Source organism: Citrobacter freundii complex sp. CFNIH4 (assembly GCF_002934505.1).
Lineage (GTDB): Bacteria > Pseudomonadota > Gammaproteobacteria > Enterobacterales > Enterobacteriaceae > Citrobacter > Citrobacter freundii.
Map to the genome: position 1 here is coordinate 1,942,988 of NZ_CP026231.1, position 14,816 is coordinate 1,957,803.

The following is a 14,816-nucleotide window of genomic DNA, read 5'->3' on the forward strand; positions in this document are numbered from 1 at the left end:
TTAGCCTTTCACGCCGCCAGCGGTCAAACCACTTTTAATAAAACGTTCGGAAAGCGCATACATAATGACCACCGGCAATGCAGTGACTAACGATGCAGCCATCATGCGTCCCCAGATATAGTCAGGTGTACTGAACAGCGCGTTCAGACCGACCGGTAAGGTAAAATTGCTGGCGCTGGAAAGGAAAATCGAAGCAAACAGATAGTCATTCCACGCCACCATAAAGCAGTACACAAAGACCGAAACCAGACCAGACATTGCCAACGGCACGGTAATACGAAAGATGATCTGCAGTCGGTTCAACCCATCCATCATCGCGGCTTCTTCGATCTCATCCGGAATGGTGTCGAAATAGCTTTTCAACATGAACACTGCTGTCGGCAGCGTCTGGGTGACCATAGTGATAATCAACGCCATTTCGGTGTCGTAGATGCCGAGTGCCGTAATGATCTTGAATAACGGCACCACCAGCAGGATCCCCGAAAACATGTACACCGTGTAAAAACTGGCATTGATGGTCATTCGTCCCTTAAAACGCAGGCGGGAAAGCGCATACGCCCCGAGCACGCCCAGAAATACCGCCACCACCGAAGAAGTCACCGATACCACCAGGCTATTACGGAAGTAGTCAACAAACGGGAAAATCATCGGGTTGAAGATGTCGATGTAATGTTCCAGCGTCCATTGCTGCGGTAACAGCGTCGGATGCAGCGAAATCGCCTCTTTTGCGCTTTTAAATGAGGTCATCAGCATCACAAAAAATGGAAATAACGTGATGCCCAGGAAGACAATTAATCCACAGTAAAAGCCAATGCGGCCAAGCGTGCGCTTATTTGTTGCCATTGAGGTTCACCCGTTTTCTGGTCAGCAGGATAACAGCGAAAATGATGACGAAGAGGACAACAGAAATCGCGGCCGCTTTTCCTAAGTCATTAAATACAAACGCTGTTTTATAGAGATAGACCCCGAGAATATCGACTTTAGTGGTCAGCAGATAAACATCGGCGAACATATAAAACATCCAGATCGTACGCAGTGTGACTACGGTCGCCAGTACCGGCATGATCGCTGGCAGCGTGACGATGCGAAACCGTTGCCAGGCGTTCGCGCCATCCATTTCTGCCGCCTCATACAACGATTTATCAATAGTCTGTAAAATCGCCAGAAACGAGATAAAGGCATACGGGAAGTAGCGCCAGATGGCGAACAACACGACCAGCGCGAAGCTGCTACCGGGATTGTCGAACCACAGCGGAGCCTGATCGTAGAGATGCAACAGATCCACGCCGAGGTAGTTCACAATGCCGTAGCCGTTGTTGAACATGTATTTCCAGGCAAACACCAGCGAAATTGATGGCGTTACGTAAGAGAGGATGACCAGTGAGCGCGCAGTTTTCCGCAGACGAAACTCACGGTTAAAAAACATCGCCACTCCCAGCCCCAGCACCGTGCTCCCTGCCACAACCAGCGCGGTATACCAGACCGTCATCCACAGCGAATGCCAGAATCCGGGATCGGATAAGATACGGATATAGTTGCTCAGCCCGACAAACGTAGACTCAATTTGCGGATTAAGCGGCAAACGCATAAAGCTGATTTCGATGTTAGATATCATTGGCCACGCCACTAAACCGCCCAATAACAGCAAGCTGGGCGCCAGCAGCAGCATGGCAAATGGCATATCAGATCGACCTGAAAAGAACTTATTCATCACGGCTTTCCATTTCCCCATTAGCGCTGTTCAACGAGGTCATCCAGTTTTGTCTGGCTTGCCTTGATGGTCGATGAAAGGTCAGCTTTTCCTACCGTGACGTTGTGCACCATGGTACTCACGATGCCGGAGCCGGTTACGTCGCCCATGCGGGTAAAGTTCTTATCACCGACGGCACCAAAGACCTGAATATTTGGCAGTTCGGCAATCAGTTGATCGGGTAATTCACCCAGCGCTTTGATAACAGCGTTATCTTTCCACGTCGAAGTATTCACCACCGCTTTGTTGATCGGCAGCGCCGCCCCTGGCGACATCATGACCCAGTCCGCAATGTTGTCTGCCTGCTCCATAAAGGTGACAAATTTCTCTGCCGCTTCTGTTTCTTCGGTTTTTTGACCTGCGGTAATGGTCAGCGACGTCAGCATGCCGTAAACAGCGGAATTTTTTTCCGTCGGCACCATAAAGCCAACATTTTTAGGATCGCCCTCTTTGATCACCGCCGGGAGGATATAGGTGGAATAAATCGCCATTGGCGCCGTGCCGTTCATGAAAGCATCTTTGACTTCCATGATGTCGTTCGAACCAGGCATAGTGTTCATGGCAAGTTGGCGGTAATACTGCAACGCCTGCGCCATTTCAGGTGTGTCGAGCGTAATCTTTCCCTGCGCATCAAAAACGTTGGCCTGGTTAGAGAGCGCAAACTGGGAGAATGACTGTTCGGTCAAAACGCTTTCTGCCGTCGGCAGCGCAATGCCGTATTTCTTACTGCCAGGATTGTTGAGCTTCTGCGCCACGTTTAGCAATTGCTGCCAGTCTTTTGGCTCTTCCAGTCCGGCTTTTGCCAGCACATCTTTGCGGTACCAGATCCCGCCAATCCAGGCGCTGACCGGAACCCCGGTCCATGCACTACCGTCTTCAGTGCGTACAATACGCAGGACACCATCATAAAAAGTACCCTCACCTACACCGTTGATGACCTGCGCTACCGCTTTACGGTCGATGAGGGATTCTTTATCCATAACTTTCGCGTAGTCATGGCTGGTTTCAATGACTTCAGGTAGTGAACCGCTGCGCGCCAGGGTGATGACCTTGGTGTTGTAAGCATCTTCTTCCACAGGAACCTGTTTGACGCTGATGCCCGGGTTTTCTTTTTCAAAACGCTCAATCAGTTTTGCAATGACCGCCTGCCGCTCCTGCTCAACAGAAGAGTGCATAAATTCAATCGCGACAGAGGACTTTTTATCATCCTTACACCCGGAAACCAGGGCGCAGGAAACCAGTGCTGAAATCAGCACAATTTTAGCTTTAAGCATGAAATGTTCCTTTTTATTACTTAACCCACATGACCTGCCAGGCGTACAACGTTAATTCCTTACCGGAAATAGTTTTACCGCCAATCAAATCAACTCCATTTTCTATATCAATACGAATGGTTTGAGTATGACCGCTGACATTAAATAACCCGGTAATTTCCTCACCTGTTTCCGCAGTACGTTTAATTTGCATTACGGCTGGTGTAATACTGTTAATTTGAAAATCACTATCAGGATGAAATGCTTTATTATTACGACGTATTACAATTAGTCGGGATAACTCATGATAAATAGCGTGACGCAAACTGGTTTCATCTGCCATCTCCGCTTCTATTTGTCTCACCTGATATTTTTTGCGGTTGATCGCGCGGTTATAACCGAACGTCTCAACACCTTTATAATCATTGCGTGATCCAAGTATGCTTTGAATGTAAACCGCCGGCACGCCTGGAAAACTCAGCAAAATGGCATGTGCGAGAATAAAGCGAGAAAACCGTTCGGCATCGCTACAATTACCAGGGGTTAGCGCATCCATATATGTCACGTTAATTTCATACGGACTGCGACTGCCATCAGGGTTATTTTTCCAGTTAACCAGCGCACCTTCCTGTTGTAGTTCTGTCACCAGCCGCATGATCTCGTCTTCAGGCAACAAACCGCGTAATGGGTTGAGACCAATGCCATCATGTGATGCGAGAAAATTAAACCAGGTTGTCTCACCAGACGGCAGCTCCAGTGATTGCGCCCACTGGCACAATATCGACGTGTCCTGGCGTTGTACCGCATGCAGCACCAGCGGCGGCAGCGAGAACTGGTACACCATATGCGCTTCATCATGGCCATTACCGTAGTAGGACACGTTATCCTTATGCGGGACGTTGGTTTCGGTAATAATCGCCGTACCAGGCGCCGCGCAGTCCGCAATAGCGCGGAATAGTTTGATAAGCTGATGCGTTTTTTCCAGATGAATACAGCTCGTTCCAGGCTCTTTCCACATAAAGCCAACCGCATCCAGGCGAACATAATCTGCGCCCTGCTCAAGATAGCTCAGCAGCACATCGACCATCGCCAGTAACACCACCGGGTTGGCATAGTTGAGATCGATCTGGTCATCGCTGAACGTCGTCCATAAATGGCGCACGGTGTTATCTTTTAGCGTAAATGGTGTCAGTAACGGTAATGCGCGTGGACGTGTGACGTTGCTCAGGTCCGTATCAGGATCCATTGCAATAAAGAAATTTTCATAACCGTCAAGCTGTTGCAAATAATTATTAAACCACTCGCTTTTAGCTGACATATGGTTACAAACAAAATCAAACATCAGTCGACTGGACTCACCTAATTCCTTAATATCATTCCAGTCACCGGTTTCTTCGGCAACCTGATGGTAATTAATCACGGAAAAACCATCATCCGATGACCACGGATAAAATGGCAGAAGATGCACATGAGAAAATGTCGACTTAAACCATTCATTATAAAACTGATTAAACGTCGGCAACGGTTTTTTACCAACCCCGTGGAATTGATCGGCGTAGGTAATAAGCACCACATCGCCCTCATCCCAATGCGCTTTACGGATTTTTTTAATTAATCCCTGTGATTTCTCTAAACGTGCAAACAGCGCTTCATAGTGGCATGAAGTAAATGTATGACCATAAACTTCTGTCAGGCATTTTTGGATTTTTTGGTTCACCTTCGATTCTCGTGGTAGCGGTCCCATGGACCAAGAGACTACTCTGCGTAAAATAAGCTGTCAATCAGCTGAGGTGGTCTGAAGGGGGGTAAAAAAAGAATTTTGGCAGCCAAAAAATCGTATTTGTGAGCTGCCGCAAATTAACTGAGGGAATGTTGATTAATTGTTGCTTGCTTTTACTGATTCAAATATCAGGTTCGATTACCGGAATATCGTTTCGACAATTTTGCCGCAGCCCGACTCAACACAGGTTCCAGAACCAACGCCAGCAGCATTTTTAGCGGGCGTCGGGCGACGGATTTCACCGCCCACCCTGCTACCCCCGCCGGGCCGTAGCGAAGCGCCGTTAAAAGCACCAGCTTACCTGCTATTTTAAAGCCCGGCTTAACCCTTTGCCCGGCACGTTGCCAGCGATTGTTCATTTCTAACCTCACAATTGGCGGAAACGACTACGTAAGGAAAAAGTATCGGACGTCACATAACGTTCCATTTCACGCAAACGCTTTTCACTAGCCGCCAGCTCGCGATCGACGGCATCCAACAGCTCACCGCTTGATGGCTGCTGCTCGCCGGAAACCACATTATCCGGCATCGGATCCAATACAAACGTCAGCACGATGTAAGCGACGAAGGTGAAAAAGGCCAGACCAAAAAAGACTGACAGCACCACCAGGATCCGTACCAGCTTCACAGGCACATCGAGATAATGCGCAATACCCGCACAAACCCCCTTAACCATGCCCTGCTGCGGAATACGCCACAGTTTTTTGTTCAGATTAACGCCTCCCATTAGCGGTCCCTCCAGTTTGGATGTTCAGCATCAAGGATGTCTTCCAGCGCCTGAATGCGCTCACGCATCCGCTGTGCGTCATCGTTGAGTTCGACCAGACGTTGCTGTTCACTTTGCGACAGTTCGCCACGACTGGAACGGTTGCTGTAATGCAGCCAGAGCCAAATCGGTAAAACAAACAGCACAAAGATAGTTAACGGGATAGCCAGAAATAGCGCGCTCATGAGTACTCCTTACAGGTGATGAGCGGCGGCGCGATCGGGCGCCGCCAGATGTTATTATTGCTTGTCTTGCTGCATTTTGGCTTTAAGTTGCGCCAGCTGCTCGCTGATTTCATCATCTGCTTTCAGGTCAGCAAATTGCTGATCCAGGGACTTCTGTTTACCGAAATTATGGCTTTCAGCCTCAGCTTCCATCTGATCGATACGACGCTCGAAAGATTCAAAGCGCACCATCGCTTCATCAAGTTTACCGCTGTCCAGTTGACGACGAACATCACGTGAAGAACTCGCTGCCTGATGACGTAACATCAGTGCCTGCTGACGAGCACGGGTTTCACTGAGTTTATTTTCCAGCTCACCAATCTCTTTTTTCATACGCGCCAGCGTATCGTCAACCAGCGTGACTTCATGCTCCAGAGAGGCAATCAGGTCAGTCAATTTCTGTTTTTCGATTAACGCAGAACGCGCCAAATCTTCTTTCTCTTTGCGCAGAGCCAGCTCAGCTTTTTCTTGCCACTCTGCCTGTTGCGCGCTGGCCTGTTCGATACGACGAGATAATTGTTTCTTTTCTGCCAGAGCGCGTGCGGAGTTTGAACGCACCTCAACCAGCGTATCTTCCATTTCCTGGATCATTAACCGCACCAGCTTCTGCGGATCTTCAGCCTTTTCCAGCAACGCATTAATGTTGGCGTTCACGATGTCGGCAAAACGAGAAAAAATACCCATAATGTAATCCTCACTTACTGTTCTGATATCGGGCTATGCCCTGCTGATTTCGTAATGCACTTGGCGTGCCAACTTTTTATCTAATTGATTTTAATAATTATATCTAATTTTACCTGGCGAGAGAATTAGGGTAAATTGGTGAATAACACTAACAAATGGTGAATTTCATCATGGCAGGATACAAAGATAATCTTCTGGGTGAAGCAAACAGCTTTATTGAAGTGCTGGAGCAGGTTTCTCATCTGGCGCCGCTGGATAAGCCTGTCCTGGTTATCGGTGAGCGAGGTACTGGGAAAGAGCTTATTGCCAACCGCCTGCACTATCTCTCCACCCGTTGGCAAGGCCCGTTTATTTCACTTAACTGCGCAGCGCTCAACGAGAACTTGCTTGATTCCGAACTGTTTGGTCACGAAGCAGGTGCCTTTACCGGCGCTCAAAAACGCCATCCTGGACGTTTCGAACGCGCCGACGGCGGTACGCTGTTTCTCGATGAACTGGCAACCGCCCCAATGTTGGTGCAGGAAAAATTGCTGCGCGTTATTGAATATGGAGAGCTGGAACGTGTTGGCGGCAGCCAGCCGTTGCAAGTTAACGTACGACTTGTTTGTGCAACCAATGCCGACTTACCTCGCATGGTCAACGAAGGCACTTTTCGCGCGGACCTGCTGGATCGTCTGGCCTTTGACGTAGTGCAACTCCCACCGTTACGCGAACGCCAAAGCGACATAATGTTAATGGCCGAGCATTTTGCCATTCAGATGTGCCGCGAGATCGGGTTACCACTGTTTCCAGGGTTTAGTGCCGAAGCCAGAGAAACGCTCCTCCACTACCGTTGGCCGGGCAATATTCGTGAACTGAAAAACGTCGTGGAGCGATCCGTTTATCGACATGGGACCAGTGATTACCCGCTGGATGAGATAATCATTGATCCCTTCCGCCGTCATGTCGTGGAATCTCAGGTGCAGGAAGCAAAACCAACATCTGCAGCATTACCGCTGGATCTGCGTGAATTCCAGCAGCAACAAGAGAAAGACTTTCTACAAACCAGCTTGCTGCTGGCTAAATTTAACCAGAAAAAAGCCGCTGAATTACTGGGTCTGACTTATCATCAGCTACGAGCCTTGCTGAAGAAGCACCAGATCTAGCACGCATTCGCAAGTGTCATACTGGCGGGTTTGACGCATAACCTCATCTAAGCTACACCAATGTTTCGAAAGTCGTGTTGGAAAAGTGTGAGCTGCGGGAGAACCGCTGGATGGGGACTCAGGTACTGGGTGCGACATTCAGTGGCTCAGATCTCTCCGGCGGCGAGTTTTCTACTTTCGACTGGCAAACAGCAAACTTCGCACATTGCGATCTGACCAATTCGGAGTTAGGTGACTTAGATATTCGGGGTGTTGATTTACAAGGCGTTAAGTTAGACAACTACCAGGCATCGTTGCTCATGGAGCGGCTTGGTATCGCTGTGATTGGTTAGCCCAGCGTTTACACCGGGAGATGCGTTTGACGATTTACTTTTAACCAGTACGACTCCTGGCAAGCATTGTGAAACGTTTTCTCCAGTGGACGAATATCCTGACCTGCCGCATCAACGACATGCCATCTAATGCTGCATTCTGGACAGGCATTTGATGAATATTTAACCAATTCATTTTCGCGAGAACAACGAATAACCACTCCCGAATCATGAAGCCATGTCTTATTTATAATCTCAACTTCAGCCATGTCATCCCGTTTACTGACATCCTCAATACAAATAACATTTTTGCCTATTTTTATAGCATTGACATAATCCGCTAAGTTGCTCATTTATTAAATATTCCCGTTGATTCGTACACTAACGCATTGTAATCGCTTACGCATTTAGTCACAGCGAGGAAACCGTAACAAATTACGCCAACTGTCCACATCCTGCACCGCGTTTATAGCAAGTCAGATGGGGCATGAAAATGCTAAGATAGTTAACAGAGTAGATTCAAAGTGGATAGCAGGTATGAATTTTGACCATGACGCGGTGTTGAACTCGCGCTTATCGAACCTGTTGCTCCCAAAAACAAACGGTAATGGCAAATGTCATTAAGTATTAGTAAGATAGCCTCTTTATATAATCCATTAAAATTATGCGCCTGGTTTTATCATCTCTGATCGTGATGGCTGGATTTCTGAGTGGTCAGGCTGCTGCTGCGCCTGAGCAAGCTTCGCACGCTGATATACGTGACAGTGGGTTTGTCTATTGCGTCAGCGGGCAGGTCAATACGTTCAACCCGCAAAAAACGAGCAGTGGTCTCATCGTCGACACGTTAGCGGCCCAATTGTATGACCGACTGCTTGATGTAGATCCCTACACCTATCGACTGGTGCCTGAGCTGGCTGAAAGCTGGGAGGTGCTGGATAACGGCGCAACCTACCGCTTCCATCTGCGTCGTGACGTACAGTTTCAAAAGACCGCCTGGTTCACTCCCACCCGCAAACTGAATGCAGACGATGTGGTGTTTACCTTCGAGCGCATCTTTGATCGCCACCATCCATGGCACAATGTGAACGGCAGCAATTTCCCCTACTTCGACAGCCTGCAGTTCGCCGATAACGTCCAAAGTGTGCGCAAACTGGACAACAACACCGTTGAATTCCGCTTAACTCAACCTGATGCCTCCTTTATGTGGCATCTTGCCACACACTATGCCTCCGTAATGTCGGCGGAATATGCGGCTAACCTGGCAAAACAGGATCGTCAGGAACTGCTCGACAGACAACCTGTCGGCACAGGACCGTACCAACTTTCGGAGAATCGTGCCGGCCAATATATTCGGTTGCAGCGGCATGAAAAATTCTGGCGTGGCACTCCTCTGATGCCGCAGGTGGTAGTGGACCTCGGTTCTGGCGGAACCGGACGGTTATCAAAGTTACTGACCGGCGAATGTGACGTTTTAGCCTGGCCTGCTGCCAGCCAGCTCAGCATATTGCGCGATGACCCTCGCCTGCGTCTGACGCTGCGCCCGGGGATGAACATTGCCTACCTGGCGTTCAACACCAATAAACCGCCGTTGAATAACCCTGCAGTGCGGCATGCGCTGGCGCTAGCGATCAACAACCAACGGTTAATGCAGTCTATCTACTACGGGACGGCAGAGACCGCGGCATCTATTTTGCCTCGCGCCTCGTGGGCTTATGATAACGAAGCTAAAATTACAGAGTACAACCCGGCAAAATCGCGCGAGCAGCTAAAAGCGCTGGGGCTGGAGAATCTGACGTTACAACTTTGGGTTCCTACCAGCTCTCAGGCCTGGAACCCCAGTCCGCTGAAAACCGCAGAGCTGATTCAGGCAGATATGGCTCAGGTGGGTGTGAAAGTGAAGATCATCCCGGTAGAAGGCCGTTTTCAGGAGGCAAGATTAATGGATATGAACCATGATCTGACGTTATCCGGCTGGGCGACGGACAGTAACGATCCTGACAGTTTTTTCCGGCCGTTGCTCAGCTGTGCCGCCATCAATTCACAGACCAACTTTGCCCACTGGTGTAATCCGCAGTTTGACAGCATTCTGCGCAAAGCCCTCTCTTCGCAGCAGCTTTCATCGCGAATTGATGCCTATGACGAAGCGCAAAATATTCTTGCGCAAGAGTTACCGATCCTGCCGCTGGCCTCTTCACTGCGTCTACAGGCTTACCGCTACGACATCAAAGGGCTGGTGCTCAGTCCGTTCGGCAATTCCTCTTTTGCCGGGGTGTCCCGGGAAAAGAAAGATGAGGTGAAAAAACCATGATTATCTTCACCCTGCGTCGATTTTTGTTGCTGCTGGTCACCCTGTTCTTTCTGACCTTTATTGGATTCAGCCTGAGCTACTTCACACCTCATGCGCCGTTACAGGGCGCATCGTTGTGGAACGCCTGGGTATTCTGGTTCAATGGTCTCATTCACTGGGATTTCGGCGTATCCAGTATCAACGGTCAGTTGATCTCAGAACAACTGAAAGAGGTGTTCCCGGCCACAATGGAACTGTGCATTCTTGCCTTTGGTTTTGCACTAATGGTCGGGATCCCCGTTGGGATGCTGGCAGGCATCACGCGCAACAAATGGCAGGATCGTTGCATCAGCGCATTGGCTCTCATGGGGTTTTCTATTCCCGTTTTTTGGCTGGCTCTGCTGCTGACATTGCTCTTCTCACTGACCCTCGGCTGGTTACCCGTTTCCGGGCGTTTTGATCTTCTCTACGAGGTGAAACCCGTTACCGGTTTTGCCATTATTGATGCGTGGATCTCCGACTCACCCTGGCGCGATGAAATGCTGGTCAGCGCTATCCGTCATATGGTGCTCCCGGTGCTAACGCTCTCCGTTGCGCCCACCACCGAAGTCATCCGCCTGATGCGTATCAGCACCATTGAGGTCTTTGATCAGAACTACGTCAAAGCGGCGGCCACACGCGGTTTGTCACGCTTAACGATTCTGCGCCGTCACGTTCTGCACAACGCCCTGCCGCCGGTGATCCCGCGTCTGGGCTTACAGTTTTCCACCATGCTGACGCTGGCGATGATCACCGAGATGGTCTTTAGCTGGCCTGGTCTTGGCCGTTGGTTGATTAACGCGATTCGCCAGCAGGATTACGCGGCGATTTCAGCGGGCGTTATGGTGATTGGCTCACTGGTTATCATCGTCAACGTTATCTCTGATATTTTGGGTGCTATGGCTAACCCTCTGAAACATAAGGAATGGTATGCCTTACGATAGCGTCTATAGCGAAAAACGCCCGCCAGGTACGTTACGCACCGCATGGCGCAATTTCTATGGTGATGCAACTGCGATGATCGGCCTGTACGGCTGCGCGGGATTGGCTGTTTTGTGTATTTTTGGTGGTTGGTTTGCCCCTTACGGCATCGATCAGCAATTTCTCGGCTATCAGCTTTTACCGCCGTCATGGTCACGCTATGGCGAAGTCTCTTTCTTCCTCGGAACAGACGATCTGGGACGAGACGTTTTAAGTCGTCTGCTCAGCGGCGCGGCCCCGACCGTTGGAGGCGCGTTTGTCGTCACTCTTGCCGCCACACTGTGTGGCCTTGTATTGGGCGTAGTTGCCGGTGCGACGCACGGCTTGCGCTCCGCAGTGCTGAACCACATTCTGGACACCCTGCTGTCGATCCCTTCTCTGCTGCTGGCGATTATTGTGGTGGCCTTTGCCGGACCGCATCTGACACACGCCATGTTTGCGGTCTGGCTGGCGTTGCTGCCGCGCATGGTGCGCTCCGTTTACAGCATGGTGCATGACGAGCTGGAGAAAGAATACGTCATTGCCGCTCGCCTGGATGGTGCAACCACACTGAATATTCTGTGGTTTGCCGTTCTGCCCAATATTACCGCCGGTCTGATTACTGAAATCACCCGCGCACTGTCGATGGCGATTCTGGATATCGCCGCGCTGGGTTTTCTCGACCTTGGCGCACAGCTGCCATCCCCGGAATGGGGGGCCATGCTCGGCGACGCACTGGAGCTGATTTATGTCGCACCGTGGACGGTCATGCTGCCAGGCGCAGCGATTATGATAAGCGTGCTGCTGGTTAACCTACTGGGTGACGGCGTGCGCCGCGCAATTATTGCGGGGGTGGAATAATGCCATTACTGGATATCCGCAACCTGACGATTGAATTCAGAACCGGTGACGACTGGGTTAAGGCAGTTGATCGCGTCAGCATGACCCTCAACGAGGGTGAAATCCGCGGGCTGGTCGGCGAGTCTGGTTCCGGCAAAAGTCTGATCGCTAAGGCCATTTGCGGCGTCGCTAAAGATAACTGGCGCGTAACCGCAGACCGTATGCGTTTTGATGATATCGATCTGCTACGCCTTTCCGCGCGTGAACGACGCAAACTGGTCGGTCATAACGTCTCCATGATTTTTCAGGAGCCACAGTCATGTCTCGATCCGTCCGAGCGGATCGGACGGCAGCTAATGCAAAATATTCCCGCCTGGACTTACAAGGGCCGCTGGTGGCAGCGCATTGGCTGGCGCAAACGCCGTGCGATTGAACTCTTACACCGCGTCGGGATAAAAGACCATAAAGATGCCATGCGCAGCTTCCCATATGAGCTAACCGACGGCGAATGCCAGAAGGTCATGATCGCTATCGCATTGGCGAATCAGCCGCGTTTGCTGATTGCCGATGAGCCGACGAACGCGATGGAGCCAACCACCCAGGCGCAAATTTTCCGTCTGCTAACCCGTCTGAATCAAAACAGCAATACCACCATTTTGTTGATAAGCCATGACCTGCAAATGCTCAGCCAGTGGGCTGACAAAATCAACGTGATGTACTGCGGACAAACGGTGGAAACCGCGCCAAGTAAAGATTTGGTGACCATTCCGCATCATCCTTATACTCAAGCGTTGATTCGCGCTATTCCTGATTTTGGTAGCGCAATGCCGCACAAAAGCCGCCTGAATACCATGCCAGGAGCAATTCCATTGCTGGAACAATTACCCATCGGCTGTCGTCTGGGGCCGCGCTGCCCTTATGCACAACGCGAATGTATTGAAACCCCAAGACTGACCGGAGCAAAGAATCATCTCTACGCCTGTCATTTCCCGCTGAACATGGAGAGAGAGTGAGATGGTAGAAACCCTGCTCGAAGTTCGTAATCTGAGCAAAACCTTTCGCTACCGGACAGGTTTATTTCGCCGCCAGACCGTGGAGGCCGTCAAGCCCCTGAGTTTCACCCTGCGCGAACGTCAGACGCTCGCCGTCATTGGTGAAAACGGTTCGGGGAAATCTACGCTGGCAAAAATGTTGGCGGGTATGATTGAACCTACCAGCGGTGAGCTGCTGATTGACGATCATCCATTAAAATATGGTGATTATTCATTTCGTAGTCAGCGGATCCGTATGATTTTCCAGGATCCGTCAACATCGCTTAATCCTCGGCAACGTATCTCGCAGATCCTCGATTTTCCGCTACGCCTGAATACCGACCTCGAGCCTGAGCAGCGTCGTAAACAGATCTTGGAGACCATGCGCATGGTCGGACTGCTGCCCGATCACGTAAGCTATTACCCGCATATGTTAGCGCCGGGGCAAAAACAGCGTCTGGGCCTTGCCCGTGCGCTCATTTTACGACCCAAAGTCATTATCGCCGACGAAGCCCTGGCTTCTCTGGACATGTCGATGCGTTCGCAGCTCATCAATCTGATGCTGGAATTACAGGAAAAACAAGGGATTTCATATATCTATGTGACTCAGCATATTGGCATGATGAAGCACATCAGCGACCAGGTATTAGTCATGCATCAGGGCGAAGTTGTTGAGCGCGGCAGTACAGCGGACGTTCTGGCCTCCCCGTTGCATGAACTTACCCGTCGCCTGATTGCAGGTCATTTCGGCGAAGCGCTTACCGCCGACGCCTGGCGGAAAGATCGCTAACAAACGAATGCCCCCTTAACCGGGGGGCATTCTGCCATCAGTGACACAACGTAGGTAAGAGCAGCGTATCAACTTCGGTAAACGTGACTGACGGGTAAAGGGCACCCTGCATTGCCCAGACACCTGCAGCACTGGCCTCGTCGACAAGTTGTGCTGTTTCGACTCCCTTCACTACAACACGGTTGCAATATTCCCTGATATTTTTGATCAGCACCGGGAACATCGGTTTTTCTACCTGTTCCAGGAAGAAACCGCGATCCAGTTTAACAACGTCAAAATGACCGCAAACCAGCGGGCTGGCCCCTACACTGCCGGAGCCAAGATCGTCTAACCACAATGCGTTTGGGCCGCCGCGAAGTGAATTAATCAACAGACTATTCAGGCACACGGTATTCGTCAAAAAACGTTCTGAAAGTTCCAGCGCAATAAATGGTAGTGCCTGTAAGGCCGACTTGATGGCTGGATCACCAATCGCCAACAGCGCCATTTCGTCAATGAGTTTCAGGGTACAAATAAGGTTGTTGCGCTCAAACCAGTCACGCTTTTCGGCAATTAATCGAATTTGCTCGAGCATGAAATTACGCTTTTGTTCGCTATCCCACGCTGAAATGATGAAATCTGGATGCAACGGTTGAACCGTATCTGAAGTAAACCGGGCGTTGATCTCTACGCCCAGTAATTTATCTGTTGTGTCTCTCATCGTTTCCGCGATGAAATGATAGTGCATAAGACCACTCCAATTGATCATAACGTCATGATAATGCACTTCTAATCACAATCAATCAATAAGATCGATCAATGCGTCGATATTGATCGATAAAAACAATATATCATAACAAGCTGAATATTGTCATATTTTTTGTTTTAAGAAAGTTCCTACCTTGCTATGTTTATTAACATCAGCTAGCAATGAAATAATACCATTTCAATGCCTTTGAAACCTTGCATTTTCTCTG

Annotated in this window: 16 protein-coding genes and 1 pseudogene; 7 read left to right on the forward strand and 10 right to left on the reverse strand. The window is 50.0% G+C overall.

Going from position 1 to position 14,816, the window contains the following annotated elements; genetic code table 11:
* From C2U41_RS09910 to pspA, 8 genes are all read right to left on the reverse strand, one after another.
* Positions 1 to 843, reverse strand: a complete 843-nt coding sequence (locus tag C2U41_RS09910) for a carbohydrate ABC transporter permease (protein ID WP_003020474.1) — start codon at positions 841 to 843, stop codon at positions 1 to 3.
* Positions 830 to 1,711, reverse strand: coding sequence for a carbohydrate ABC transporter permease (locus C2U41_RS09915; protein ID WP_103848896.1), 882 nt, complete (start codon positions 1,709 to 1,711; stop codon positions 830 to 832). Before C2U41_RS09915 ends, C2U41_RS09910 begins: the two co-directional genes overlap by 14 nt.
* A 20-nt stretch (positions 1,712 to 1,731) precedes the next feature.
* Positions 1,732 to 3,024, reverse strand: coding sequence for an ABC transporter substrate-binding protein (locus C2U41_RS09920; protein WP_103848883.1), 1,293 nt, complete (start codon positions 3,022 to 3,024; stop codon positions 1,732 to 1,734).
* A gap of 16 nt (positions 3,025 to 3,040) precedes the next feature.
* A complete protein-coding gene (locus tag C2U41_RS09925) occupies positions 3,041 to 4,747 on the reverse strand; it encodes a sugar phosphorylase (RefSeq protein WP_103848884.1) in 1,707 nt (568 codons plus the stop codon).
* A gap of 164 nt (positions 4,748 to 4,911) precedes the next feature.
* Positions 4,912 to 5,142, reverse strand: a complete 231-nt coding sequence (gene pspD, locus C2U41_RS09930) for a phage shock protein PspD (RefSeq protein ID WP_003020493.1) — start codon at positions 5,140 to 5,142, stop codon at positions 4,912 to 4,914.
* Positions 5,143 to 5,150: 8 nt separating this feature from the next.
* A complete protein-coding gene (gene pspC, locus C2U41_RS09935) occupies positions 5,151 to 5,510 on the reverse strand; it encodes an envelope stress response membrane protein PspC (protein ID WP_003020497.1) in 360 nt (119 codons plus the stop codon).
* Entirely contained in the window at positions 5,510 to 5,734 is a 225-nt protein-coding gene (gene pspB / locus C2U41_RS09940) for an envelope stress response membrane protein PspB (protein WP_003020509.1), read from the reverse strand. The genes pspC and pspB overlap by 1 nt, the downstream gene beginning before the upstream one ends.
* Positions 5,735 to 5,788: 54 nt before the next feature.
* Positions 5,789 to 6,457, reverse strand: coding sequence for a phage shock protein PspA (gene pspA, locus C2U41_RS09945; RefSeq protein ID WP_103848885.1), 669 nt, complete (start codon positions 6,455 to 6,457; stop codon positions 5,789 to 5,791).
* A 155-nt stretch (positions 6,458 to 6,612) separates the two neighbouring features.
* Between pspA and pspF the strand changes: the two genes are divergently transcribed.
* Together pspF and C2U41_RS09955 are read left to right on the forward strand one after the other, a co-directional pair.
* A complete protein-coding gene (gene pspF / locus C2U41_RS09950) occupies positions 6,613 to 7,602 on the forward strand; it encodes a phage shock protein operon transcriptional activator (RefSeq protein ID WP_162597629.1) in 990 nt (329 codons plus the stop codon).
* A 44-nt stretch (positions 7,603 to 7,646) separates the two neighbouring features.
* Positions 7,647 to 7,934, forward strand: a pseudogene (locus tag C2U41_RS09955) (pentapeptide repeat-containing protein); the annotation flags it as partial.
* A gap of 8 nt (positions 7,935 to 7,942) precedes the next feature.
* Here C2U41_RS09955 and C2U41_RS09960 read toward each other — a convergent pair.
* A complete protein-coding gene (locus tag C2U41_RS09960; RefSeq protein WP_003840736.1) occupies positions 7,943 to 8,266 on the reverse strand; it encodes a hypothetical protein in 324 nt (107 codons plus the stop codon).
* 311 nt (positions 8,267 to 8,577) lie between these two features.
* On the opposite strand from C2U41_RS09960, the gene sapA reads away from it, so the two are divergent.
* Genes sapA through sapF form a run of 5 tightly spaced genes read left to right on the forward strand, consistent with a single transcriptional unit; the run spans position 8,578 to position 13,860 of the window.
* Entirely contained in the window at positions 8,578 to 10,221 is a 1,644-nt protein-coding gene (gene sapA / locus C2U41_RS09965) for an ABC transporter substrate-binding protein SapA (protein WP_003840735.1), read from the forward strand.
* The gene (gene sapB / locus C2U41_RS09970; protein WP_003020545.1) at positions 10,218 to 11,183 is read left to right on the forward strand and encodes a peptide ABC transporter permease SapB; all 966 of its coding nucleotides are present in this window, start codon (positions 10,218 to 10,220) and stop codon (positions 11,181 to 11,183) included. The genes sapA and sapB overlap by 4 nt, the downstream gene beginning before the upstream one ends.
* On the forward strand, positions 11,170 to 12,060 hold the full coding sequence (gene sapC / locus C2U41_RS09975; protein ID WP_003020550.1) for a peptide ABC transporter permease SapC: 891 nt from the start codon (positions 11,170 to 11,172) through the stop codon (positions 12,058 to 12,060). The genes sapB and sapC overlap by 14 nt, the downstream gene beginning before the upstream one ends.
* Complete coding sequence (gene sapD, locus C2U41_RS09980) at positions 12,060 to 13,052, forward strand: peptide ABC transporter ATP-binding protein SapD (protein WP_003020556.1); 993 nt, start codon at positions 12,060 to 12,062, stop codon at positions 13,050 to 13,052. The genes sapC and sapD overlap by 1 nt, the downstream gene beginning before the upstream one ends.
* Position 13,053: 1 nt before the next feature.
* The gene (gene sapF / locus C2U41_RS09985) at positions 13,054 to 13,860 is read left to right on the forward strand and encodes a peptide ABC transporter ATP-binding protein SapF (RefSeq protein WP_103848886.1); all 807 of its coding nucleotides are present in this window, start codon (positions 13,054 to 13,056) and stop codon (positions 13,858 to 13,860) included.
* A 37-nt stretch (positions 13,861 to 13,897) separates the two neighbouring features.
* Here the strand turns inward: sapF and C2U41_RS09990 are convergent, their stop codons facing one another.
* Complete coding sequence (locus C2U41_RS09990; RefSeq protein ID WP_103848887.1) at positions 13,898 to 14,587, reverse strand: EAL domain-containing protein; 690 nt, start codon at positions 14,585 to 14,587, stop codon at positions 13,898 to 13,900.
* Positions 14,588 to 14,816: the final 229 nt, after the last annotated feature.

Excerpts from the sequence above, each read along its gene's own strand:
- C2U41_RS09910 (WP_003020474.1), bottom strand. The coding sequence starts at position 843 with ATGGCAACAAATAAGCGCACGCTTGGCCGCATTGGCTTTTACTGTGGA.
- C2U41_RS09915 (WP_103848896.1), bottom strand. The coding sequence starts at position 1,711 with ATGAATAAGTTCTTTTCAGGTCGATCTGATATGCCATTTGCCATGCTG.
- C2U41_RS09920 (WP_103848883.1), bottom strand. The coding sequence starts at position 3,024 with ATGCTTAAAGCTAAAATTGTGCTGATTTCAGCACTGGTTTCCTGCGCC.
- C2U41_RS09925 (WP_103848884.1), bottom strand. The coding sequence starts at position 4,747 with ATGGGACCGCTACCACGAGAATCGAAGGTGAACCAAAAAATCCAAAAA.
- pspD (WP_003020493.1), bottom strand. The coding sequence starts at position 5,142 with ATGAACAATCGCTGGCAACGTGCCGGGCAAAGGGTTAAGCCGGGCTTT.
- pspC (WP_003020497.1), bottom strand. The coding sequence starts at position 5,510 with ATGGGAGGCGTTAATCTGAACAAAAAACTGTGGCGTATTCCGCAGCAG.
- pspB (WP_003020509.1), bottom strand. The coding sequence starts at position 5,734 with ATGAGCGCGCTATTTCTGGCTATCCCGTTAACTATCTTTGTGCTGTTT.
- pspA (WP_103848885.1), bottom strand. The coding sequence starts at position 6,457 with ATGGGTATTTTTTCTCGTTTTGCCGACATCGTGAACGCCAACATTAAT.
- pspF (WP_162597629.1), top strand. The coding sequence starts at position 6,613 with ATGGTGAATTTCATCATGGCAGGATACAAAGATAATCTTCTGGGTGAA.
- C2U41_RS09960 (WP_003840736.1), bottom strand. The coding sequence starts at position 8,266 with ATGAGCAACTTAGCGGATTATGTCAATGCTATAAAAATAGGCAAAAAT.
- sapA (WP_003840735.1), top strand. The coding sequence starts at position 8,578 with ATGCGCCTGGTTTTATCATCTCTGATCGTGATGGCTGGATTTCTGAGT.
- sapB (WP_003020545.1), top strand. The coding sequence starts at position 10,218 with ATGATTATCTTCACCCTGCGTCGATTTTTGTTGCTGCTGGTCACCCTG.
- sapC (WP_003020550.1), top strand. The coding sequence starts at position 11,170 with ATGCCTTACGATAGCGTCTATAGCGAAAAACGCCCGCCAGGTACGTTA.
- sapD (WP_003020556.1), top strand. The coding sequence starts at position 12,060 with ATGCCATTACTGGATATCCGCAACCTGACGATTGAATTCAGAACCGGT.
- sapF (WP_103848886.1), top strand. The coding sequence starts at position 13,054 with ATGGTAGAAACCCTGCTCGAAGTTCGTAATCTGAGCAAAACCTTTCGC.
- C2U41_RS09990 (WP_103848887.1), bottom strand. The coding sequence starts at position 14,587 with ATGCACTATCATTTCATCGCGGAAACGATGAGAGACACAACAGATAAA.